Raw genomic sequence first — 23,844 nt, 5'->3', positions numbered from 1 at the left:
CTGCTTTTGGGGGAGGCTAAGTCAACTGTCGGACAAATGCCAATCCTGTTTTTCCGGATAATGTTACAAAAGGTCTAAGCTGTTCGCGCTGATACCGGGAAATCTCACGGCCGTTGAGATATGCCCTGGGCAGCGGGAAGCGTTGCAATGTCGGAGGATTCCGCCCACAGATTGATGCCGCCATCCGCCGCCGCCTGATCGATAGCCGCCAGTTCGTCATCCGTGAAATCGAGCCGTGCAACCGCATCGAGTGAGTCGTCCAGCTGCTCGACGGTCCGTGCGCCGATCAATGCCGAGGTCACCCTGGGATCGCGCAGGACCCAGGCTATCGCCATTTGGGCCAGCGTCTGCCCGCGTGCCGAGGCAATGTCGTTCAGCCGCCGGATCGCCGCCAGATTCTGCTCGGTCAGCAGCGACGTCGAGAGCGAGCCGCTGCGATTGGCGCGGGCATCGTCCGGCACGCCGTTCAGATATTTGCCGGTCAGCATCCCTTGCGCCAATGGCGAAAAGGCGATGCAGCCGGTGCCCAGATCCTCCAGCGTCGCCAGCAGATCGCGCTCGATCCAGCGATTGAGGATCGAGTAGCTTGGCTGGTGGATGAACAGCGGCACCTTTTCCTCCGCCAGGATTGCGGCGGCGCGGCGGGTGAGCCCGGCGTCATAGGATGAAATGCCGACATAGAGCGCCTTGCCCTGTCGGTGCAGTTGGACCAGCGCGCCCATCGTCTCTTCCAGCGGCGTCGTCGGATCGACGCGGTGCGAATAGAAGATATCGACATAATCGACACCCATCCGCTTCAGGCTCTGGTCGCAACTGGCGATGAGGTATTTCTTCGACGATCCGATATCGCCGTAGGGACCGGGCCACATGTCCCAGCCGGCCTTGGTCGACAGGATCAATTCGTCCCGGTGCGCGGCGAGGTCGCTAGCCAGCACACGCCCGAAATTTTCCTCCGCCGATCCGTAGGGCGGGCCGTAATTGTTCGCGAGATCGAAATGGGTGACGCCGCGATCGAAGGCGCGGCGGAGCACGGCACGGCCGGTTTCGAACACGTCGGTCCCACCGAAATTCTGCCACAGCCCCAGGCTGATCGCGGGCAGCTTAAGGCCGCTGCGCCCCGTCCGGCGATAGGGCATGCGCCCGTCATAGCGGGCCGGATCGGCGGCGTAGGGCGTAGGGAAGGGCATAACAGGTTTCCTCTCGTCTCGGCGGCGTTCTAGGGGCGGCGCAGGGCCGCGCCAACACCCATCAGTCCAACAGCGTCATCAGGCGTTCGAGCCGTTCGGTCGGGTCGTCGTGCCGTTCCTTGAGCAGATAGCGCCCATCCTTTTCCTCCAGCCCGTCGATACCGCTCAGGTCTGCATCGCGGCCATGCGGAGTCATGGCGATCGCGGCGGGCCCCGCATCGATCCGCGCGATCCCCAGGGCGCGCATCCGCTGTCGCAGCCGGGCCAGCGCGAGCAACGTCTCCGCTTCGGGCGGCAGGGGCCCGAACCGGTCCTCCATCTCCTCCTCGAAGGCGTCGAGCATGGCATCGTCGCGCAGCCGCCCCAGCCGAGCGTAGAGCGACAGGCGGAGGTCTTCGTCGGGCAGCCATTCGGAGGAGAGGCACCCTTCGATCCCAAGATTCAGTTCGGGAGTCCAGCGCTCGACCGTCTCGCCCCGAGCGGTGCGCAGCGCGTCCTCCAGCAACTGCTGGTAGAGCTCGACCCCGATCAGTCGCATATGCCCGGCCTGGGTATCGCCGAGCAGATCGCCTGCGCCGCGCATGTCTAGGTCGCGCGCGCTGATCGCGAAGCCCGCGCCCAGCCGGTCGAACGCTTCCAGGGTGCGAAGCCGTTTCAAAGTGCGTGGCGCGATCGCATCCTCACCCTTGGCGAAGAGCAGCACCTGGCCACGACGGTGCCCACGCCCGACGCGCCCACGCAACTGGTGAAGCTGCGACAGGCCGAAGCGGTCGGCATGGACGATCGCCATGGTGTTGGCACGGGGCACGTCCAGCCCGGCCTCGATGATGTTCGTCGCCAGCAGCACGTCGCCGTCGCCCCGACCAAAGCGGACCATGACATCGTCTATCGCGGCGGCGGGCAGCTTGCCATGCGCCTGCATCACTTCCAGCTCGGGCACGATCCGGCCCAGCTGCTCGGCGAGCGGCGCCATGTCGGCGATGCGCGGCACCACGACGAAGCTCTGGCCACCACGCGACCGTTCGCGCAGCAATGCCGCACGCAGTGTCTCGGGCGAGAAGGTCGATACGGCGGTGCGGATCGGCTGGCGGCGGGCAGGGGGCGTCGCGATGACCGATAGCTGGCGCAGGCCGACCAGCGCGGACTGCAAGGTTCGCGGGATGGGGGTGGCGGTCATGGTAAGGACATGGGCGTTCGACAGCGCCTGCAGCCGTGCCTTGTCTGCCGCGCCGAAGCGTTGCTCCTCGTCGACGATGACGAGGGCCAGATCCTTGTACGCGACGCCCTTGGCGGCCACCGCGCCGGTGCCGATGACCACCCGGATGCTGCCATCGGCCAGCCCCGCCTTGACCTTCCGCTTCTCGGCAGGGGTGGAGAGGCGTGACAGGCCCGCCACGGCGATGCCGCTCTCGGCAAAGCGCGCGGTGAAACTCTCCAGATGCTGGCGGGCCAGCACGGTGGTGGGGGCGGCGAGGACCACCTGCCGCCCGGCCAGCGCGGCGACGGCGGCGGCGCGCAGGGCAATCTCGGTCTTGCCGAAGCCGACATCGCCCACCACCAGCCGGTCCATCGGCCGCCCGGAGGCCAGGTCGGCACGCACCGCCTCGATCGCGGTCAACTGGTCGGGGGTTTCGGTGAACGCAAACCCGGCGGCGAACCGCTCATAATCGGCGACCGGGGGGTCGAGGACGGGGGCGTGGTGATCGGCGCGTTCGGCGGCCAGCGCGGTCAGCTGGCGCGCGGTGTCCGCGATCGCCTCGTCGACCCCGCGCCGCCGATCCTGCCAGGTCCGGCCGTCGAGCGTGTCCAGTCGTACCGCATCGTCCTCGCCGCCATAACGCCATAGCCGGTCGGCATCGGCGACGGGCACCAGACGGGTGGCGGACTTGGCATATTCCAGCTTGATCGCGTCGCCCGAAACCCCGTCACCGGCATCCACCGGCTCCAGCCCGATGACGGTGGCGATGCCGTGATCCTCGTGGATGACGGTGTCGCCGACCCTGATCTCCGCGGTCTGCATCAGCGACAGGTCGACGGAGCGCGCCGCGCCGTCTTCCCGGTCGGCGCGACTGCCCAGCAGATCGGCGGCACTGACCGCCATCACGCCGTCGCGGACGAACCCGCGTTCGGCGGGAGCGATCAGGGTCAGCAGGCTGGCGGGCTCGGCCGCCGCCGCCTCGCGCCAATGGCTGACCCGCCGCGCAGTCGTGCGGAGAACGTTGTCGACCCGCCGCCCCAGGAAGCGCAGGTCCCGTTCGCTGCCGATCAGGACGACAGACTGCCCTCCCTTCATTGCAGCGCGCGCGGCCACGGCGAAGTCGCGCAAGGCACGCGGCTGCTCGACGAAGCGCGGCGGCGGTGTGTCCGCCCGGACGATCTCGGCCGTCTGCCGGTCCTTCAGGGCATTTTTCCAGGCGCTGTCGCCGATCATGTCGCGCGCCGCGCGCTTTGATCCGCGCTGCGCAACGTCGGCGCTCAGCAGCAACAGGCGTCGGCGGCGTTCGTCGGCCGCCGGTTCGATGACGACGCAGGCCTCGGGCAGATGGTCGAGCAGGCTCGTCGCCTTGGAGCCCAGCGACGGCTCGGAAACCCGGCCCAGTTCGCGCCGTTCGATCTCCCCGGTACTGCGCTGGTCGGCCGGGTCGTAGGAGCGGATGGCGGTGATGCGCCCCTCCGCCACCTCGATCCGCAAGGGCTGCTCGGCATCCGCCGGAAACACGTCCAGCACCTGGCCACGCGTCGCGACTTCGCCGGGCTCGTCGACGCGTTCGTCGGCGATATATCCCAGGTCGAGCAGCATGGCATATAGTTCGGCCAGGTCACAGGCATCGCCCGTTGCGACGCACGGCGGCTCGGCCGCGAACGTCTCGGGCGAGGGCAGGGCGCGCGCCAGGGCCTCGCCCGAGGTGACGAGGGCGATCCGGCCGCGCTTTTTGTCCCGCAAGGCGGCGCGCAGGCGGTGGAGCGCCGATACCCGCTGCCCGACATTGGCAGGCGAGGCGGGGGCATGGTCACCGGGCAACGCGTCCGATCCGGGACAGAACAGGATCGTCGCATCCCCCGCCATGGCCTCCAACATGCGAACCGTGGCGAGGGCGCGGGTTTCGTCGGTGACCGCCAGGATGATGTCGTTGTGCTCCAGCACCTCCGCTGCCCCGGCCGCCAGTTCGGCGATGCCCAGCTTGACGTGGGGCGCGTCCTCCGACGGCGACAGCGTGGCGATTTCGACCTCGGACAACATGCGCAACGGACGATCACTCCGGTGGAACAGGGACAAGGCGAACGGGCGGAGCGTGCCGCTGTTCCCCGTGCGGTCAAAGACTTATCCGTCCCCCAAAACGGAACTCTATGTCGCGCAGTTTCTTGAAGACCGGGATTTCGAGGAGAGAGACGATGGACCTAGGTATCAAGGGGCGTATCGCGCTGATCAGCGGCGCGGACTCGGGAATGGGCAAGGAAACCGCGCGGCTGCTGCTCGAGGCGGGGGTGAAGGTCGCCCTGACCGACAAGCCCGGCGGCACGCTGGACGAGGCGGTCGAGGAGCTGAAATCGCTTGGCCAGCTGATCGCGGTGACCGGCGATGTGACCAGGACGGATGATGTCACCGCGCTTTGGGCCGAGGTCCGCGAGCGGCTGGGCGAACCAGACATCTACGTCAATGCGGCCGGGGTGACGGGCGCGACCGGCGACTTCCTGGAGATCGATGACAAGGGCTGGCAGGAGACACTCGACATCGACCTGATGGGCGCGGTCCGCATGTGCCGCGAGGCGATCCCGGCGATGCGCAGGAAGGGCTGGGGCCGCGTGGTCCTGTTCGCGTCGGAGGATGCGGTGCAGCCTTATATCGACGAGCTGCCCTATTGTGCCGCGAAGGCCGGGATCCTCAGCCTGGCAAAGGGTCTGTCCAAGGCGTACGGCCCCGACAATGTCCTGGTGAACACGGTGTCGCCTGCCTTCATTGCGACGCCGATGACCGACAAGATGATGGAGAAGCGCGCCGAGGAAAAGGGCGTCAGCGTCGAGGAGGCGATCGACAGTTTCCTCGACGAAGAACGCCCCGGCATGGCGCTGAAACGACGTGGCCGTCCCGAGGAAGTGGCCGCGGCCGTCGCCTTCCTGGTGTCCGAGCGTGCCAGCTTCATCAACGGTGCGGGCATCCGGGTAGATTCCGGCTCGGTGTTCACGATCGCGGGCTGATACCTAGCCGCTTACGGCGTGGCGTTCGCTGGCGGCGGGCGCTACGCTATCCTCATAAGATGTGAGGGGAATGCGGATGCGCTGTTCGGGTTGGTGGCTGGCGGCAGTGGCCGCGCTCGCGACGAGTACTGCTACGGCGCAGCAAGTTGCGGCGCCGTCCCTTGGTGCCACCAACTATGCCTATGACGGGGCGATGGTCACGCCGTCTGCTAGGCCGAGTTTCGGCGACGAATTCTCCCGCTCGATCGATGCGCGTCGCTGGCGCTGGGATACCGGTCAGAACAAGCAGGGCTGGCCCAATCACGAGCTGCAATATTATGCCGGGCCGGAGCGGTCCAATACGCGGGTCGAACAGGGGGCACTGGTCATCGAGGCCCGCGTCGAAAGCCTGAGTGACGCGACCGATTGGGGCGGGCAACGCTACACCTCCGCGAAGCTCGTCTCGCGTCAGCCGCTCGGCTATGGTTTCTACGAGGTTCGCGCGCAGCTACCCTGCGGGCGGGGCATGTGGCCTGCCATCTGGCTGCTCCCGACGGACGGATCACGCTGGCCCGACGGCGGTGAGATCGACATCATGGAAATGGTCGGCTGGAACCCCGACGTCATCCATGCGACCGTCCATTCGGCGGCCTTCAACCACCGGCTGAAGACCCAGCGCGGCGCGGAGGTTCGCGTGGCGGGCGCGTGCTCGACCTATCATCGTTATCAACTGGATTGGACGCCCGACACGATCACCATCGGCGTCGATGGCCGTGCCTATATGCGGGTGAAGAACGACCAGCCGGGCGGGGCGGCGGCCTGGCCCTTCACCCGCCCCTATTCGCTGATCCTGAACCTGGCGGTCGGCGGCGACTGGGGCGGGCAGAAGGGTGTCGACGACGCGGCCCTGCCGCAGGTGATGAAGGTCGATTACGTCCGCTATTGGAAGCGCTGAACCCGATTACAGCAAGGTCCCCGACAGAATCGCCAGCGCGATGCTGAAGTAGATGACCAGCCCCGTCACATCGACCAGCGTCGCGACGAACGGTGCCGAGGCGCTCGCGGGATCGAAACCCAGTCGTTGCAGCAGGAAGGGCAGCATCGACCCGGCCAGCGAGCCGAAGGTGACGATGCCGACAAGGCCCGTGCCGACCGTGGTCGCGACCAGCATCCAATGGGGTCCGTAATCGTAGAACCCGAAATTCTGCCAAAGCGTGATCCGCGCCATGCCCAGAATGCCCAGGATCGCGCCCAGCGTCAGCCCGGCGGGCAGCTCACGAAGTGCTACCCGCCACCAGTCGCGCAGCCGCACCTGGCCCAGCGCCAGCGCGCGGATGATCAGCGAGGTCGCCTGGCTGCCGCTATTGCCGCCCGAGCTCATGATGAGCGGGATGAACAGGGTGAGGACGACCGCGCGCTCCAGTTCGGACTCGAAATGCTGCATCGCGCTGGCGGTCAGCATCTCGGAGAAGAACAGGATGCTCAGCCATCCGGCGCGCTTGCGGATCATCGCGAGGAAGCCGGTTTCCAGATACGGATCGTCCAACGCCTCGACCCCGCCGAACTTCTGCGTATCCTCGGTATGCGCGGCGACCAGCGCGTCAAGCACGTCGTCGACCGTCACGATGCCCATCGGGCGACCCTGTTCGTCGACGACCGGCAGTGCGAGCAGGTCGTGGCGGCGGATCAGGTGCGCCACCTCCTCGCGGTCGGTGGTCGGGGCGACGGTGATCGGATCATGGCCGCGCGCCAGATCGAAGGCGGGCGATTCCGGCTCGGCGGCGATCAACTGGCGTAGCGAGACGGTGGCGACCAGCCGCCCCTGCGGCTCGAGCAGGAATACCGAATAGACGGTTTCGCGGCTGCGCTCGACGGTGCGGATATGCGCCAGCACCTCGGCGACGGTCGCGTCGGCGGGGGTGGCGACATATTCGGTCGTCATCATGCCGCCCGCGCTGTCGGGTGGCCAGCGCAGCAGGGTGTCGATCGAGGCGCGGACGGGGGCGGGCAGCGCGGCGCGGATCGCGGCGGCGTCTTCCTCGTCCATGTCGCCCAGCACGTCGGCCGCGCGATCCTCGGACATTTGCGAGACGAGCGCGACGGCCCGTGCCGATGTCAGCCGGACCAGTATCTCGGATGCCGAGCGCAGTTCGGGACTGTCGAGCACCGCCACGGCACGCGCGTCGGGCATTTGCGACAGGGCATCGGCCGCTTCCTCGACGGGCAGCGACTGGAGCGTATCGACAAGATCGGCGATGGACACGCCGCGCCGGGAGGAACGGAAACCGGCAGTGACACCGGCAATCAGATCGTTGACCATTTGAAACCTTTCGTCCGCACGACCCGGGGCGGACGAAAGCCAGTTGCGAAACTAGCGGACGAGCCCGAGGCGTGCGGCGCTACTGGAACTGTCGCTGGACATGTTCTCGCTTTCTGGAACGGCGCGGGGGCTCCCACGCCTGCGCCGCCCTCTGATCCCGCGCGCTGCAATCGTCAACACCCGCACGCATACCTGACAAAATTTTAATCCGGCCACCAAGGGTTTGGCGTCGCGGCTCCGTCTGGGGGGCAAAGGTATATCAAGGGGACCTTATCCGTGCATCGCCTGCTCTTCGCCTCGACCGCCACGCTCGCGCTGGCGGCGGGGACGGCCGCCTCGGCCCAGACCGTGATCGACACCAAGCGGACGACGCCCGTCCGCACCGCCACCATCAACAACGGGGCCGCCGCCGATATCAGCATCGTGGCGGCAGGCAGCGTCGTGACGAGCGGCAGCGGCACGGCCGTCACGATCGACAGCAACAACAAGCTGGCCAATGCTGGAACCATCCAGACGACCGATGCGAACGACGCGATCGGGATTGGCGCGGCGGCGGGCGTGACCGGGGACATCGCCAATAGCGGCAAGATCATCCTGGACGAGACCTATACGCCGACCGACATCGACAAGGACGGCGATCTGGACGGCCCCTTTGCGCAGGGCGCGCGGCGGACCGGTATCCGCACGGCGGGCGGGTTCACCGGCAACATCGCCAATAGTGGCGAGATCACGATCAAGGGCAACGACTCGGCAGGAATATTCCTGAACGGCCCGCTGACCGGCAACCTCACCCAGTCGGGCAAGATCAACATGCTGGGCGATCGCTCGGTCGGCGTGCGGACCGGCGCCGTGACGGGCAATGTGACGCTCGGCGGCACCATCGTCGCGGTGGGTGAGGGCGCGGTCGGCGCACGGGTCGACGGCGACATCGGCGGCGCATTGATCGTCGAGGGCGGCATCGGTTCGACCGGTTATCGCTACACCACGCCGCCTGCCAACGTCTCGAAGCTCGACCCCGACGACTTGCTTCAGGGCGGTTCGGCACTGGTCGTGGGCGGAAACGTCGCGGGTGGCATCACCCTGGGCAATACGACCGGCAAGGCGGCGGACCTGATCTCGAATGGCGCGGCCCCCGCGATGCAGATCGGCTCGGCCAGCCGCGCCGTCCTGATCGGTGCGACGGGTGGGGCCACGCCTGCGGCCGGTCTGGTCGTCAACGGCCGGGTAACGGGCATCGGCGTCTATAGCGGGGTACGCGCGACGGCGCTGTCGATCGGCGGACTGGGCGGAACGGTGCAGATCGCGCAGGGCGTGTCGGTCGGCGGGACGGTGCAGGCGACCGCGACCGGAGCAGAGGCCACCGCGATCCGCTTCGGCGCGGGTGCGTCCACGCCCGGCCTGACGGTCGGGGGCTCGGTCACCGCCACAGGCAGCGGCGCGCCCACCGCACTGACCACTGCCGTGCTGATCGACACCGGCGCATCGGTGCCGACCATCCGCAATACGGGCGCGATCCGCGCCACCGCGACGGGGGCCAGCGCGACGGCGATCCTAGATCGTACCGGCGGCCTGACCCTGGTCGAAAATGCCGGCGCGATCGCAGGCGCTGGTGCCGACAGTTCGCGCAGCACCGCGATCGACCTGTCCGCCAATAGCGCCGGCGCGATCATCCGCCAGATCGCACCCGCCGCCGGGGCGACCGCGCCGACGATCACCGGCGCCATCCGCTTCGGCAGCGGCGACGACCGGCTTCAGGTCGGTGCAGGCGCGGTCAGTGGTGACGTGACCTTCGGGACCGGCAACAACCGGCTGGAGATGAGTGGGACGGGCACCTATGCGGGCACCGCGACCTTCGGCACCGGGGCGGACACGCTGACCATCGCCGATACGGCGCGCTTCGACGGCGTGGCGGATTTTTCCGGGCGCGGCCAGGACCTGGTGGCGATCACGGGGAAGGGCATCTTTGCCGGACGCCTGACCAACGCCGCGCATGTCGCGGTCACGGTCGCGAGCGGCGGCGGCACCTTCGCCGCCAATGGCGTGACGAACATCGCCTCGCTCAGCCTGGGCGACCAGTCGATACTGAGCGTCGCACTCGACAAGGCGAACCCGACCGGCAACCTGATCCAGGTCGGCGGTGCGACCACGATCGGCGCGAACAGCCAACTGGCGCTTCGCGTTTCGGGTGGTACGGACGTGACCGGCCGCTATGTCGTCCTGCGCTCGGGGACATTGACCGGGGCTGGCAATCTGACGCTCGCCGCGTCCGCCATGCCCTTCCTCTACAAGGGCGCGATCGTCACGGCGCAGGCCAATGAGATTGCGGTCGAGGTCACTCGCAAGGCCAAGACCGAACTGGGCCTGAGCAATGCCGGGGTCAGCGCCTTTGACGCGATCGACGCCGCGATCGGCAGCGACGCCAAGCTGTCCGACGCGATCCGTGGACTTTATGACGGTGCTGCGTTCCGGGGAGCGGTCGAGCAGATGCTGCCCAACTACACTGGCAGCTTGTTCGAGGGCGTGACCCTGGCCTCGCGCGCGGCCGCGGCACAACTACGCGAACCGGCGGGTGAGTTCAGCGAAGAGGGCAAATGGGGCTATTGGCTCAGCCCGCTGGGCTGGGATGCTTCCAAGGGCACGCGTTCGACCCGTAGTTACGACGTACGCGGCTGGGGCCTCAGTGGCGGTATCGAGAACAAGACCCGGGCGGGCAATTTCGGCGTGTCGCTGTCCTATATGAGCGGACGCGACAATGAGGGATCGGCGGTCAACCGCGTGAACCACAGCCAGTATGAGCTGGCCGGTTTCTGGCGCGCCCGCTGGGGTGCGCTGGCGGCGCAGGCGCGGGGTTCGGCGGCGTTCCTGTCCTTCGATGCGCAGCGCCAGTTCAACGGCGTGGTCGGCACCGAGGCGGTACAGCGCCGCGCGACCGCCGATTGGAACGGCATGCTCTATTCGGGTTCGGGCTCGGTCTCCTGGGAGCATTGGGTCGGTCAGTTCAACGTGCGCCCGATCCTGGCCGTCGACTATTATCGGTTGAACGAGGACGGTTATCGCGAAGTGGGCGGCGGCACCGGTTACGACCTGACCGTCGCCAAGCGGACCAGCGACGAACTGGCGCTGACCGCCAGCGTGGCGGCGGGCATCAACTTCGGCGGCGACAATCGCTACGCCCAGTGGAGCCGCCTGGAAATCGAGGGCGGACGACGCGAACGGGTCGCGGGGACGCTGGGCCGCACGATCGCGCGGTTCGGTGACGGCACCCCCTTCATCCTCGACCCCGAGGCCCGCGACGGAGGTTGGGTCGGCAGGGTCCGGGCGATCACCGGCACCAGTGAGATCCGCCTGAGCGGCGAGGTCAATGCCGAACAACGTCTCGGCAACGTCGCGCTGTCGGCGCGCGCGGCCCTTCAGTTCGCCTTTTAGGCGAGTTCGCCCGCGTGCATCCCCCCTGTAGCGCACGCGGTCGATCGGAGCCCCACCACGCGTCCCGGTGGGGCTCCTTTTCACAGGGATCCGGTTCGGCTAAGCCACGCCAGTCCCTCCCATTTTCGCCGGTTCCATCCATGTCGCCCACCGGGATTGAGGCCGTTTTCCTCGCCAATCGCGAAAAGCTCGTCCGCTTCCTCGCGGTGCGTGGTGCGGGCGATGCGGCCGAGGATTTGGTTCAAGACCTGTGGGTCAAGCTGGCGGGACGAATGGACGGGCCGATCGCCAATCCGCTGGCCTATCTCTACCGCGCGGCCGACATGTTGATGGTCGACCGTTATCGTTCGCGCCGTCAGGCCGAACGGCGCGAACAGGACTGGGTGGAGGAGCAAGGCGGCCCTGAGCCACCGGCGGCCGAACGCGCCCTCGTCGCGCGCCAGACCGCCGAGCGGATCGCCACGACGCTGGCGGCACTGGGCGAACGGCCTGCCACCATCTTTCGGCGAGTGCGGATCGAGGGCGTCCCGCAAAAGCGCATCGCCGAGGAATGGGGGATCAGCATCAGCACCGTCGAAAGCGACCTCCGCCTGGCTGCCCAGGCCATCGCCGCGCTCAAGGATCAGATCGGATGAGCCAGGACCGATATTCTCCCGCCCCCGGCGTCGATGTCGAGGCACTCGACTGGGCGCTGCGCATGGCGGACCCGGCGCATGCCGACTGGGATGCCTTTACCGTCTGGCTGGAAGCCGATCCGTCGCATGTCGAGCGCTATGACCGGATGGCGGCGACGTTGCTGGACGCGGAGGAAGCGCTGGCCGCGCATCCCGATCTGCTCGCCGAGCCGCAGCCGGTCGAGCGTCGGCGCGGTGCGCTCCGCTGGATCGGTGGGGCGGCGGCCGCTGCGCTGGTCGGCGCGATCGGGTTGCAGGCGTGGCAGGACCGGGCACGACCCTATGCCGTCGAGACGGCCGCTGCGGAGACGCGCGACGTGCCGCTGTCCGATGGCAGCGTCATCACGCTGGCGGGGGGCAGCCGTATCGCGCTGGATCACGCTGATCCCCGCCGGGCGGTGCTGGAGCGGGGCGAGGCGCTGTTCCGGGTGATGCATGACGACCGGCATCCCTTCGCGGTGCGGGCGGGCGACGTCGCCCTGGTCGATCTGGGCACCGTGTTCGATGTGCGGATGGGCGCGCGGCAAACGCGCGTGGCGGTGGCCGAGGGGGCCGTCATGGTCGATCCGAAGGGTGCAGCGTTGCGCCTCGACGCCGGGCAGGGCGTGACGGTCGAGAAGGATCGACTGATACGCGCGGCGGTCGATCCGGGTGATGTCGGCGGCTGGCGTGACGGGCGGCTGGCCTTTGACGGTGCGCCGCTCAGCGAAGTGGCCGAAGACCTGAGTCGCTTCCTGCGAGAGCCGGTGTCGGTCGCTCCGGCCATTGCGGCCCGGCCGTTTCGCGGGGTGATCGACCTTCAGGCCGTCCGCCGCGATCCGGCGCTGCTGGGGCCGCTGATGGAGGTGCGGGTGCGGCGCGATGCCGCTGGTTGGACGCTGGAACCGCGCGGGTGAGATTGGCGGGGGGCGGGATCGTCGGGATAGCCGCGTTCGCCAGTGCACCCGCGCTGGCGGACGAGCGTGTGCCGGTCGACCTGCCCGCCGGGACCGTGGGGACGCAGGTCATGGCGCTGGGGCGTGCGTTGCGGGCCAACATCTCCGTGCCCGATGCCGGGCTGTGGAGCCGTCCGGTGCCGCCCTTGCGCGGCCGATTGTCTGTGGAGCAGGCGCTGTCGGTGATCGCGCGGGGTAGCGGGGCGCGGGTCGAGCCACTGGGCCGCGGCGCGTGGCGGCTGACCCCGCGCCTGCGCACGCACGCGCCCCGTATCGCGCGCCGCCCGCCCGTATCGCTGCCGCCTCACGTCTCCGGTGGCGATATCGTGGTGACGGCCAGCAAGCGCGACACGACCCGAGATCATTTCGCCGGGCAGGTGGTGCAGGTGGCGGGGGCTGAACTGGAACTGGGCGGCGCTGGTGGAACATCGAAGCTGGCCGACCGGATGACGGTGATCGCCTCGACCTATCTGGGGGCCGGGCGCAACAAGCTTTTCATCCGGGGTATCGCCGACTCCAGCTTCACCGGGCCGACCCAGGCGACCGTCGGCCAGTATTTCGGGGACCTGCGGCTCAGCTACAACGCGCCCGATCCCGATCTGCGGCTGGCCGACCTGGCGGCGGTCGAGGTGCTGGAGGGGCCGCAGGGTACGCTATACGGCGCGGGGTCGTTGGGCGGGCTCATCCGGCTGGTGCCCAACGCGCCCGACCCGACCCGCACCGGGGGATCGGTCAGCCTGGGTGGGTCCGCGACGACCGGCGGAGCACCGGGCGGCGATGCGCAGGCGGTGCTCAACCTGCCCATCGTGGCCGACCGGCTGGCGGTACGACTGGTCGCCGATACGGCAAGCGAGGGGGGTTACATCGACAAGCCGTTGCTCGGCCGCACCGACGTCAACCGGACGCGAATTGCCGGTGGTCGCGCGGCCGTGAAGGCCGAGCTTGGCGGCGGCTGGAGCATCGAGGCGATCGGTATCGGCCAGCGGATTCGTGGCGCGGACAGCCAATATGCGGATCGCGACGGCCCGCCGCTCACCCGCTCGGCCCCCGTCACCGAAGGTTTCTCCGCCGATTTCGGGCAGGCGCAGCTGATCGTGTCAGGACGGCTGGGGCAGGTCCGCTTTCGTTCGAGCAGCGGCGTCACCGCGCACGACCTGATGGAGCGGTATGATGCGACCCCGCCGGGTGGTCCGGTCCAGTTGTTCGCGCAAGCCAATGCGACGCGGATGCAGGCGAACGAGACACGCGCCTGGCATTCGGCGCCCGACGGATCGGGGTGGCTGGCGGGATTCAGCTATGTCCACAATCGCACGCGCCTGACCCGGCTGTTCGGCGAGCCGGGGCAGTTGGTGCCGCGCACCGGCGTCGTCAACACCGTCGAGGAGGCGACGCTATACGGCGAGGCGAGCCTGCGGCTGCTGCCCGGCCTGTTGACCACGGGGGGCTTGCGCGTCACCCGATCGGTGCTGGACGGCGCGGGCGAGGACCTGCCCGCCGCGCTGTCCTTCCAGGCGCTGGCGCGGTTGCGCGAGGTGACGGCCCGGCGCGCGCAGACGATCCTCTTGCCCTCCGCCTCCGCACTGATCGACCTGACGCCGGGGGCGCAGCTGTTCCTGCGCTATCAGCAGGGTTTCCGTCCCGGCGGGCTGACCATCGAAGGGCCATTGGTCCGCCGTTTCCGCAATGACCGGGTTTCGACCATCGAGGCAGGCCTGCGTACCGGGCGGCTAGGCCGGGAGCGATTCGATGCATCGCTGACGCTGGCGCATACATCGTGGCGTGACATCCAGGCGGATTTCATCGACGCGACGGGCCTGCCCAGCACCGCCAATATCGGTGATGGCCAGCTCTGGACCCTCGAAGCGCTGGCCGGCGCCCGCATCGCCCGCGGGCTGCGGATCGAAGCGGCGGTCTCCTATAACGACAGTCATATCGACGAGCCGTCGAATGCGCGGGCCTTTGCCCTGATGGACGGGCAGGCCGCCGATCGCGCCATGATCCTCGCGCGGTTGAGCCAGATCCCCAACATCGCCCGGATCACGGGGCGGACGGGCATCGTCTATCACGGCACGATAGCGGGGGGACGCGACCTGCGGGTCGATGGCTGGCTGCGCTATGTCGGCGCGTCCAGGCTGGGGGTCGGGCCGATGCTGGGCGAGTTGCAGGGGAATTATCTTGACAGCGGACTGACCGCGCGCCTGGGCTTCGAGGCGTTCGGAGTAACGGCGGGGATCACCAACCTGGCCGATACACGCGGCAACCGCTTTGCGCTCGGGACACCGTTCACCACCGGACGCGATCAGGTGACGCCGCTCCGCCCGAGAACCCTGCGCATCGGGCTGGACGCGGCTTTCTAGCTCAGGGCCGGGTGAAGAGGGACAGCGGCACCGCCTCTGCCATCGCCCGGTATCCGGCCATGCTCGGATGGAGGTGGTCGCCGGAGTCGTAGGCGGGGCGCAGATGATCGGGCCTTGCGGGATCGCGAACCACCTGATCGAAGTCGATCATCCCGTCGAAAAGGTCGGACGTACGGATGAAGCGGTTGATCGCCTGGCGATCCGCTTCGGTCTCCGGGCCCGGATGGTAATAGTCGCTGCCCTGAAACGGTGTGATGGTGCCGACGATCAGGCGAATGCCATGCGCGTGCGCACGCTCGGCCAGTTGGCGATAGGCACCGGTGATCTGGCGAACGATCGCCTGATGCGCGGCGGCATCTACCGGATGTTCGCGGGTCAGCACGCCCAGATCGTTGACCCCCTCCAGCAGGACGGCGTGGCTGACGCCCGGGCGGGCGATCACATCCCGGTCGAACCGGGCCATCAGATTGGGGCCCAGCCCATCGAGCAGCACCCGGTTGCCGCCAATGCCCGCATTGACGACCGAGAACCCACGCGTCGTCGGTACGGCGGCCAGACGGCGGGCCAATACGTCCGGCCAGCGTGCATTGCTGTTGTCTGCAATGCCATAGCCGTCGGTGATCGAGTCGCCGATCGTCACGATCGTCCGACGCTGAACCGCATCCTGCACTTCGACATCCGACAGGCTCCACCACCCGCCGATACCTTGCGCATCGGCCACGGTGGTGCGGCGCGTGGCATCGCCCGCGATCAGGAAGGTGGTCCCGCGTGCGGCGGCATGGCCGGTCGGGGCGGTGACGGCGTCGGGAAAGAACAGGCTGACCGCCACATCGGCTCCGGCCTGGACGGGCAGGGCGGCCGGATCGGAATACAGGTCGGCGCCCGGCGGCACGATCACCTCGGCCTGGCCATCGAAGCGGACCGGCACCGGTGCAGCGACGCTCGATTGGCCGGTCGTCGCCAGGCCGATGCTGGCCGCGCCGATCCGCAGCGGGGTCGTACCCGTCAGGTTCGACACGCGAAGGCGGATCGTCTTGCCCGTGGCGGTCAGGCGGACGAACTGGCGGATCGTGGCGGGACCCGCCTTGGCCAGCTTGTCGGCATTGGCACCATCCACGCGCATCTGCGACGCGCCCCAGGCGGGGGTCCAGCGACCGCCCTGCGCCTGTGCCGGTATCGCCGCCAGCAGTGACAGCGCCAGCAGCCCGGTGGCGTGCGCGGCCAAGCGATGTGCCTTCATCCTCATCCTTTCCATCCGTCACTCGGCGCTTGCGGCCTAGCCTTATGGTAGCGATAACGCGATCCAAGGCAAACGAGAAGGCCCCGATCGCGTCGAGTGCGCGGGCAAGGAGAGAGATGATGCGTCACCTGCTATGGTCCGCTGCGTGGCTGGCATTCGTGCCGGGTGTGGCCTCGGCCGCGCAGTCGGACTGCGCCGGACCGGTGGCCCCGTGCGAACGGGCGAGCCCGGGTGCGTTGGCGCTGCTGACGCCCGGACGCGCAGGTGGCGTGCTCGTCGATCCGAACGACGAACCCGGCGTCCGTCGCGCCGCAGCCGATCTGGTCGCCGATCTGAAGGCGGTCGGCGGCGGCGAGGTTCGTCTGATCGACACCGCCAGTGGGAATGTGTCGATCATCGCCGGGACATTGGGTCACAGCCCGGTGATCGACGCACTGGTCAAGGCGGGCAAGCTCGACGTCCATGGGCTGCCGGGACAGTGGGAGGGTTATGTCGAGCAGGTCGTCGACAACCCGCTACCCGGTGTCGGTCGTGCGCTGGTGATCGTCGGTGCGGACCGGCGCGGCACGATCTTTGGCCTGTACGACATCAGTGCCAAGGCAGGCGTCAGCCCATGGACCTGGTGGGCCGATGTGCCGGCGCAACGTCATCCGACACTCTATCTGACGGCGGGTCGGGTCGCCGATCATCCGGTCGTGAAATATCGCGGCATCTTCATCAACGACGAAGAGCCGGGCTTCGGCGGTTGGGCGCGGGCGAAGTTCGGTGGGGTCAATCACCTGGCCTATGAAAAGGTCTTCAACCTGCTGCTTCGATCCAAGGCCAATTTCCTGTGGCCCGCCATGTGGGGCAAGTCGCTGTGGGAGGATGATCCGGCTTCGGCCCCGCTGGCGCAGGAGATGGGGGTGCTGCTCGGCACCTCGCACCACGAGCCGATGCAGCGCGCGCAGGCCGACTGGAAGCGAGAGGGCAAAGGCCCGTGGGACTATACGAAGAACGCACCGGCTCTTCAGGCCTTTTGGCGCAAGGGGATCGAGCGGCGCGGCAAGGCGGAGGACCCGGTGACGATCGGGATGCGCGGCGACGGCGACGAACCGATGACCGAGGGCACCGCGATCGAACTGCTCCAGGGGATCGTGCGCGACCAGCGACGGATCATCACCGACGTGACGAAACGCCCGGCGGCCGAGACGCCGCAGGTCTGGGCGCTCTATAAGGAAGTGCAGGATTATTACGACAAGGGGATGCGCGTTCCCGACGACGTCACCCTGCTGTTCGCCGACGACAATTGGGGCAATATCCGCCGCCTGCCGCCGCCCGGCTCCAGGCGGGCCGGTGGGGCGGGCGTCTATTATCATTTCGATTATGTCGGGGGGCCGCGCAACTATAAGTGGCTCGACACCAATGCCGTCCCGCGTATCTGGCAACAGATGCGCATGGCATCGGATTATGGCGCGGACCGGCTGTGGATCGTCAATGTCGGCGACCTGAAGCCGATGGAATATCCGACCAGCTTCTTCCTCGACATGGCCTGGAACCCGGCGCGGATGGATTTGTCGGCGATGCAGGCCTATCCGGTGCGCTGGGCCACGCAGCAGTTCGGCGCGGGCCAGGGCCCCGCGATCGGCGCACTGATCGCCCGCTATGGCCAGCTCGCCAGTCGCCGCAAGCCCGAGTTGCTCGACGCAACCAGCTATGACTTCCAGAACGGCGAATGGAACCGCGTTGCCGGTCAGTGGAACGCGCTCGACAACGACGCCCGTCGGCTCGAGCGCCTGGTCCCCGCCGACCGGCGCGACGCCTATTACGAGCTGGTCCTCCACCGGATCGAGGCGACGGCCAATCTGCATCGCATGTATCTGGCGGTGGCGACCAATAGGGCGATGGTCGATGCGGGGCGCTATGCCGACGCCGCACGTGCGGCCGATGATGCGCGGCGCTATTTCGCGCAGGATGCGATCATCCGGCGACGCTATGAGGAGCGGACGGCGGGCGGCAAGTGGACCAGCATGATGGCCCAGACGCATATCGGCTATACCGGCTGGCAACAGCCCGACCGAGACATCATGCCTGCGCTGGCCACCAGGGAACGGCCATTGTCGCTACCCGCCCCAAGCGGGTCGCGACCGGCTCTGATCCCCGCCGATGCCGGACGCGCCGTCGGTGGGCGTGGCATCAAATGGCAACGCGTGGCGGACTTTACCGCCGAAGGGGCCGCGATGGTCGCGACGCCGACCACTGCGCCCGCGATCGAACGGCCGGGCGGCGATACGCCGCGCATCGTGTATGACGTCACCTGGAAGGGTGGCGGCGTGGCCAAGCTCGACGTCATCGCCGCGCCCGGCCTGGACGTTCGGGGCGGAGCACGGCACCGGATCGCGGTGTCGATCGATAACGGTGCGCCGGTCATCCTGAACCTGATGGAAGGTGAGAACGAGGCCCGTTGGGAACGGTCGGTGATCGATAACCGGCGTGTTGCCACCACGTCGCTGCCGTCGCTGGTGGCGGGCCAGCACCGTGTGACCCTGTGGCTGGTCGATCCCGAGGTGGTGGTCGAGGGCTTGGCGCTCCGCGCGGGTTAGCCGCCGCGCAGCAGCCGCATGGCATGGGCCCGGACGAACTTGGCGTTTTCCGAGCTGTCACCCAGGATACCGTGGCGCGCTTCGGGCAGATGGGCGAGCGGATGGCCATCGGGCCGAAAGACATAATGGTCGAACCAGGCGCGCCACGCGGCCCGCTCCGCCTCCGGCCGTGCCGCGATCGCGCTCATGGCGAGCAGCATCGTGGCAAAGGGCGGATCGGGCGCCACCGGAAAAGCGTCCCACCAGTAATTGACCAGGATGTTGCAGGCGCCGCGCGCCTCGACCCGGTGCCACCATAACTTGGGCATGTAGAGCGCGTCGCCCGGCGTCAGATCGACGGTGATGGCCCGGTCCCGTGCCTGTTCGAACCGGGGATAGCGCGGATCGCCGGGCGCGGCCTCTGCGGCCAGGGCAACGGGCTGGCCCGCCATCGTATGGTCGATCGGGCCGACATAGAGGTCGCCAATGGCATCGGGCGGATGCAGGGTAAAGCGGCGCTCGCCTGCCACCACACAGGCAAGATTGTCCATCATGTCGTAATGACAGGCGACGGTCGATCCATGGCCGATCCAGATGCGCGGCGCGACGCCGGGCGGCGTGAAGGCGAGCGGGTTCGCCTCGGCCAGCCCCGGCAGGACGATCGGGATAGGCAGCGAGCCGACATAAAGCGTCTCACCGGTGTCGCGCGGGGTCGTGATGCGCCCGATTGCCTCGGCGAAGGGCATGGCCTCGCGACGGAAATTGAAGCCCGCCAGATCGTCCGTATAGCTATATCGGCCCGCGATCGCGGCATCGCCGACAAAGGCATCGACCTGCCGCCCCGCGTCGAACTGAGCCAGATAGGTCCGCAGCCCGTTGTCCCCGGACGCGGCGCGGGCGAGTGGCCAGTCGGCGACGGCCCCCCGGATCACCACCGGGCGGCAAGGTTCGACCACCCATTGTCGAAAGGCGTCAGAGTCGACCAGCAGCGCGCGATCGATCTCGACGGCCCCGCCGCTCACTGGACCAGCCCGCTCAACCGGTCGTTCCGCCGCGCCGCCAGATACGGGATATGCCGTACCGAGGCCGCGACCGCATAGATGAGTTGCAGATCGCCGTTGCGGAACAGCGTCAGCGCCGCCGCATCGGACAGGGCGTGCAGCGCATCCAGGCTGATGGTGTAGAGCGAGTCCAGGCGCAGGCTCTCGCCATTGTCGAACTGAAAGCTCAGCTCGATCGGCTCGACCAGCTTGTTGGCCATCAACCGTGCGATGAAGCCGTCGGTCTCCGGCAGGCCGGTATGGAGCGTCCGCAATGCATTCTGGATACGCCGCAGCGCAGGGGCCGCGCCGCCGTCCCCCTCGAACAGGGCGGCACCATCGGGCTGGCCGAGCGCCGGATGGCGCGGATCGATCGCAATATTCTCGCCCGAGACGTAGAAGGCCTGCCGCTCCAGATCGGCGGGGCGATAGCCGGTCAGGGTGCGTTGGGGCCCCAGGCAGAGGTTTTCCTCCGGCACCAATCCCATCAGCGCGCCGGGATACAGGTCTCCCGTCTCGGGATGGCGGGCGAACAGGATCGGATAATGCAGCGCGGCGGCCAGGAACTCACCCGCGACCAGCTGCACGAAATGGCGTGTCGCGTCGGGCGCGGCGGACACGCGCAGGGCCCCGTGTCGTGCGCTGTCGAGCAATTCCATGTCGGCCATGATCGTCGGTCCTCTCGCATCCATTCCATGACCCCGACCGGTGCAGATATCCGGCGGGGCGGGCGGCGGCATCGGTTCCTTGTCCGTGCCTGTCCGCCCGTCGTCAAGGCGGATGAGTAGCGCGGCACAAACGACTTGTCGCGGGCTTGTTATACCGCTAACATGAGCATATCGAATGTTCGGTACGGTGAATCAAAACCGATCGGCCAGGGGCAAAATGTAGGAGAGGGGAAAATGGTGGCACGCACTGCGTTCGTGGCGGCACTTGTTTCGCGCCGTGGCCTGATGGCCGGGGTTTCACCGTTGATGGCGCTGGCGATGGTCGCGCCGGGTACCGCCTTTGCACAGACCGGTGCCATCCGCCCGGACGTGCCCGTCCAAGCCAACTCGACCTCCGCTCAGGAAGCCGGAACGCCGCAGGATCAGGCGACCGCGCCGAGCGCCCAGAACAACAGCCCGGCCCCGGACGGCAGCGTGACCGAAGGCGAGATCATCGTCACCGGCCTGCGCAGTTCGCTCCAGCGCAACCTTGACATCAAACGCACCGCGACCGGCGTGGTCGATGCGATTTCCGCCGAAGACATTGGTAAATTTCCAGATTCCAACGTCGCCGCCTCGCTTCAGCGTCTGCCCGGCGTTTCGATCCAGCGGTCTGGTGCGCGCGGCGAGCCGACCGGCATCACCGTTCGTGGCTTTGGTGGCGACTTCAACACCACCCTGTATGATGGCCGCCGCATCTCGACCGCAACGGGCGGTCGCCAGATCGACTTCAGCACCGTCGGCTCGGATTTCATCGGCGGGATCAGCGTTCTGAAGACGCCGGACGTCTCGCTGGCGTCCAGCTCGATCGGTGCGACGGTGGACATCCAGTTCCCCAAGCCGTTCGACCATCCCGGCTTCCGCGCGGCGGTCAGCGCCTCGGGCTCGATGCAGGATCGCGCGGGTCGTGTGGTGCCAACGCTCGGCGCGCTGGTTAGCGATACCTTCGCCGATGATACGATCGGTATCCTGTCGAGCTTCATCTACACCCGGCGTGATACCGATACCAACCGCGTCTTCGTGTCGGGTTGGCCGGGCAACGGCTTTGCCCCGTGTCAGTTGCAGGGCAGCACTGCCACCGTCTGCAATCCGGGCAGCAGCACCACCGACCCCACCCAGGTCCGCAGCCTGACCGGCTGGTTCCCGCAGCAGTACGGCGCGGAACAGCAGCGCGTGCAGGACGAGCGCGTCGATGGCCGTATCGCGTTGCAATGGCATCCGTCCGACGCCCTGATGGTCACGCTGGACAACAACTTCTCGCGTCAGACGCTGAACACCGACGTCTATGGCTTTGGCGTTTGGTTCAGCCAGGAGTCGTTGCGCAACGTCAAGCAGGATGCCAACGGCACCGCAGTCAGCTTTACCCAGGCGGGCTCGCCCACCGACTTCACCTCGGCGCATAACCGCCAGATCCTTCAGACCAACCAGACCGGCCTGAACGTGAAGTGGGACGTGACTGAGAAGCTGACGGTCGAGGCGGACGGTGCCTATGCCAAGAGCTGGCTGAACCCCGGCAATGTCATCGGCAGCCAGAATGGCGATATCGGCTATGGCGGCCGCCTGGGCACCAACCTCGGCTTCAACATCACGGGCGACAGCAACAAGGCCTTCCCGACGATCAGCAATTTCGGTCCGGCCGGAAACGCCGCGAACTGGGCCGATCCCAGCTTCATCGGTTCGCACGTCACGGTCAATCAGACCCAGCAGAACACCGACGAACTCAAGCAATTCCGCGGCGTGGCGACGTGGAAGGAAGACAATATCACGCTGAAGTTGGGCGGCCAGTATGTCGAGGACAATTTCCAACTATTGAACCGCAGCACCTTCACCAACAATTTCTGGCAGGCCTATTCGGGTTACGGCGCCCCTTCGGGTCAGGGCGGCGGCGTGTCGCCGTTGCCGTCGAACCTCTATCAGGGCTCGATCAGCCTCAACAACTTCATCTCCGGGTTCAGCGGCGGCCTGCCGCCATCGGTCCTGATCTACAGCCCGCAGGCCTATCAGGCCTATCTGTCGGGGCTCGGCAATCCCTATGCCCAGAATATTCCAGGCTTCAACTATCCTGCGGCTAACGATACGTCGAACGGTCTGCTGGGTTTCCGAGGCCAGTTCAGCGAAGCGGTCGACCCGGCCAGCATCCTGACGGTCAACGAAAAGACGCTGTCCTTCTTCCTGAGTTCGGCGATGGAAGGTCGCATTGGCGCAATGCCGTTGCACGTCGCCTTCGGTGTCCGGACGGAGAATACGCGCCTGCGCTCGATCGGGCAGGGCCGCCAGCCGATCTCGATCACCCGCAGCACGACCGACCCGACGCTGCTGACGATAGGTTTCTCGGGTACGCAGCCCGTGTCGCGCAGCAACAGCTACACCTATGTCCTGCCATCGGTCGATGCGCGGTTGGAGGTGACAGACAATCTGCAGTTGCGTTTCGACGCATCGCGGACGCTGACCCGTCCCGGCCTCAACCTGCTGAACCCGGTGCTGAACGTCGGCATCGGCCAGCGCGTCGGCGCGCTGTCGGGCAGCGGCGGCAACCCCAATCTCCAGCCCTATCTGGCGGACAATTTCGATATCGCGGCCGAATGGTACTATCAGCGCAACTCGTATCTGGCGGTCGACTTCTTCCTGAAGAATGTCAGCAACTTCATCGTCGGCGGTGTCGCGCGGCAGACGGTGAACGGCGTGATCGACCCGACCACCGGCCAGCCCGCAAGCTTTGCCATCTCGGCCCAGATCAACGGACCGAACGCGACGGTGCGCGGCGTCGAGATCGCCTGGCAGCAGGTGTTCGGCGACAGCGGCTTCGGCTTCCAGGCGAACGCGACGCTGGTCGACACCAACAAGCCCTATGACGCGACCAATATCTCGCAGACAGGTTTCGCGGTGACGGGGCTGGCGAATTCGGCGAACTTCGTCGGCTTCTACGACAAGAACGGCTTCCAGTTCCGCACGGCGCTCAACTGGCGGGACGAGTATCTGGCGGGCTTCGGCCAGAATCAGAATACCGGGGCGTATGGTGCCGAGCCGACCTTCGTGAACCAAAGCTTCCAGATCGATCTGACCAGCAGTTATGACGTCACGAAGGACTTCTCGATCTTCGGCGAAATCCTGAACGTCAACAACAACAAGCAGAGCACGCATGGCCGGTTCAAGAACCAGCTGCTCGACGTGTTCGACTATGGCCGGCGCTTCACGCTCGGTGCGCGCTATCGTTTCTGACG

Annotated in this window: 14 protein-coding genes; 8 read left to right on the top strand and 6 right to left on the bottom strand. The window is 67.4% G+C overall.

What is annotated here, in order from left to right:
* Positions 1-104: 104 nt before the first annotated feature.
* Together mgrA and SOM26_RS02525 are read right to left on the bottom strand one after the other, a co-directional pair.
* Complete coding sequence (mgrA, locus tag SOM26_RS02530; RefSeq protein WP_320451149.1) at positions 105-1,187, bottom strand: L-glyceraldehyde 3-phosphate reductase; 1,083 nt, start codon at positions 1,185-1,187, stop codon at positions 105-107.
* 61 nt (positions 1,188-1,248) lie between these two features.
* Complete coding sequence (locus SOM26_RS02525; RefSeq protein WP_320451148.1) at positions 1,249-4,428, bottom strand: TRCF domain-containing protein; 3,180 nt, start codon at positions 4,426-4,428, stop codon at positions 1,249-1,251.
* Between the two features lie 152 nt (positions 4,429-4,580).
* Here SOM26_RS02525 and SOM26_RS02520 point away from each other — a divergent pair, with 152 nt between their 5' ends.
* Together SOM26_RS02520 and SOM26_RS02515 are read left to right on the top strand one after the other, a co-directional pair.
* Positions 4,581-5,384: an SDR family NAD(P)-dependent oxidoreductase gene (locus SOM26_RS02520; RefSeq protein ID WP_320451147.1), complete on the top strand. Its 804-nt coding sequence runs from the start codon at positions 4,581-4,583 to the stop codon at positions 5,382-5,384.
* A 76-nt stretch (positions 5,385-5,460) separates the two neighbouring features.
* Complete coding sequence (locus tag SOM26_RS02515; RefSeq protein ID WP_320451146.1) at positions 5,461-6,318, top strand: glycoside hydrolase family 16 protein; 858 nt, start codon at positions 5,461-5,463, stop codon at positions 6,316-6,318.
* Positions 6,319-6,324: 6 nt separating this feature from the next.
* Here the strand turns inward: SOM26_RS02515 and mgtE are convergent, their stop codons facing one another.
* A complete protein-coding gene (mgtE, locus tag SOM26_RS02510; protein WP_320451145.1) occupies positions 6,325-7,683 on the bottom strand; it encodes a magnesium transporter in 1,359 nt (452 codons plus the stop codon).
* A 276-nt stretch (positions 7,684-7,959) separates the two neighbouring features.
* Here mgtE and SOM26_RS02505 point away from each other — a divergent pair, with 276 nt between their 5' ends.
* The 4 genes from SOM26_RS02505 to SOM26_RS02490 all read left to right on the top strand — a co-directional run bounded on the left by SOM26_RS02505 (position 7,960) and on the right by SOM26_RS02490 (position 15,075).
* Entirely contained in the window at positions 7,960-11,109 is a 3,150-nt protein-coding gene (locus tag SOM26_RS02505; RefSeq protein WP_320451144.1) for an autotransporter outer membrane beta-barrel domain-containing protein, read from the top strand.
* 140 nt (positions 11,110-11,249) lie between these two features.
* Positions 11,250-11,744 carry an RNA polymerase sigma factor gene (locus SOM26_RS02500; protein ID WP_320451143.1) on the top strand — a complete coding sequence of 165 codons (495 nt, stop codon included), beginning with the start codon at positions 11,250-11,252 and terminating at the stop codon, positions 11,742-11,744.
* The gene (locus SOM26_RS02495) at positions 11,741-12,679 is read left to right on the top strand and encodes a FecR family protein (RefSeq protein ID WP_320451142.1); all 939 of its coding nucleotides are present in this window, start codon (positions 11,741-11,743) and stop codon (positions 12,677-12,679) included. The genes SOM26_RS02500 and SOM26_RS02495 overlap by 4 nt, the downstream gene beginning before the upstream one ends.
* Positions 12,676-15,075 carry a TonB-dependent receptor gene (locus SOM26_RS02490; RefSeq protein WP_320451141.1) on the top strand — a complete coding sequence of 800 codons (2,400 nt, stop codon included), beginning with the start codon at positions 12,676-12,678 and terminating at the stop codon, positions 15,073-15,075. The genes SOM26_RS02495 and SOM26_RS02490 overlap by 4 nt, the downstream gene beginning before the upstream one ends.
* A 1-nt stretch (position 15,076) precedes the next feature.
* Here the strand turns inward: SOM26_RS02490 and SOM26_RS02485 are convergent, their stop codons facing one another.
* Positions 15,077-16,315: an SGNH/GDSL hydrolase family protein gene (locus SOM26_RS02485; RefSeq protein ID WP_320451140.1), complete on the bottom strand. Its 1,239-nt coding sequence runs from the start codon at positions 16,313-16,315 to the stop codon at positions 15,077-15,079.
* Between the two features lie 116 nt (positions 16,316-16,431).
* Between SOM26_RS02485 and SOM26_RS02480 the strand changes: the two genes are divergently transcribed.
* The gene (locus SOM26_RS02480) at positions 16,432-18,897 is read left to right on the top strand and encodes a glycosyl hydrolase 115 family protein (RefSeq protein ID WP_320451139.1); all 2,466 of its coding nucleotides are present in this window, start codon (positions 16,432-16,434) and stop codon (positions 18,895-18,897) included.
* Here the strand turns inward: SOM26_RS02480 and SOM26_RS02475 are convergent.
* Complete coding sequence (locus SOM26_RS02475) at positions 18,894-19,898, bottom strand: cupin-like domain-containing protein (protein ID WP_320451138.1); 1,005 nt, start codon at positions 19,896-19,898, stop codon at positions 18,894-18,896. The two genes, SOM26_RS02480 and SOM26_RS02475, sit on opposite strands and share 4 nt — an antisense overlap.
* The gene (locus SOM26_RS02470) at positions 19,895-20,584 is read right to left on the bottom strand and encodes a SapC family protein (protein ID WP_320451137.1); all 690 of its coding nucleotides are present in this window, start codon (positions 20,582-20,584) and stop codon (positions 19,895-19,897) included. Before SOM26_RS02470 ends, SOM26_RS02475 begins: the two co-directional genes overlap by 4 nt.
* A 234-nt stretch (positions 20,585-20,818) precedes the next feature.
* Here SOM26_RS02470 and SOM26_RS02465 point away from each other — a divergent pair, with 234 nt between their 5' ends.
* Entirely contained in the window at positions 20,819-23,842 is a 3,024-nt protein-coding gene (locus SOM26_RS02465) for a TonB-dependent receptor (protein ID WP_320451136.1), read from the top strand.
* The last annotated feature ends 2 nt before the right edge of the window (positions 23,843-23,844 follow it).

The sequence above is a fragment of the Sphingomonas sp. CFBP8993 genome, from assembly GCF_034044895.1.
Classification (GTDB): domain Bacteria; phylum Pseudomonadota; class Alphaproteobacteria; order Sphingomonadales; family Sphingomonadaceae; genus Sphingomonas.
This window is presented reverse-complemented; position numbering and strand designations above follow the sequence as displayed.

Bases quoted from the DNA above. Each gene is read 5' to 3' on its own strand.
- mgrA (WP_320451149.1), bottom strand. From the start codon at position 1,187: ATGCCCTTCCCTACGCCCTACGCCGCCGATCCGGCCCGCTATGACGGG.
- SOM26_RS02525 (WP_320451148.1), bottom strand. From the start codon at position 4,428: ATGTTGTCCGAGGTCGAAATCGCCACGCTGTCGCCGTCGGAGGACGCG.
- SOM26_RS02520 (WP_320451147.1), top strand. From the start codon at position 4,581: ATGGACCTAGGTATCAAGGGGCGTATCGCGCTGATCAGCGGCGCGGAC.
- SOM26_RS02515 (WP_320451146.1), top strand. From the start codon at position 5,461: ATGCGCTGTTCGGGTTGGTGGCTGGCGGCAGTGGCCGCGCTCGCGACG.
- mgtE (WP_320451145.1), bottom strand. From the start codon at position 7,683: ATGGTCAACGATCTGATTGCCGGTGTCACTGCCGGTTTCCGTTCCTCC.
- SOM26_RS02500 (WP_320451143.1), top strand. From the start codon at position 11,250: ATGTCGCCCACCGGGATTGAGGCCGTTTTCCTCGCCAATCGCGAAAAG.
- SOM26_RS02495 (WP_320451142.1), top strand. From the start codon at position 11,741: ATGAGCCAGGACCGATATTCTCCCGCCCCCGGCGTCGATGTCGAGGCA.
- SOM26_RS02485 (WP_320451140.1), bottom strand. From the start codon at position 16,315: ATGAAGGCACATCGCTTGGCCGCGCACGCCACCGGGCTGCTGGCGCTG.
- SOM26_RS02480 (WP_320451139.1), top strand. From the start codon at position 16,432: ATGATGCGTCACCTGCTATGGTCCGCTGCGTGGCTGGCATTCGTGCCG.
- SOM26_RS02470 (WP_320451137.1), bottom strand. From the start codon at position 20,584: ATGGCCGACATGGAATTGCTCGACAGCGCACGACACGGGGCCCTGCGC.
- SOM26_RS02465 (WP_320451136.1), top strand. From the start codon at position 20,819: ATGGTGGCACGCACTGCGTTCGTGGCGGCACTTGTTTCGCGCCGTGGC.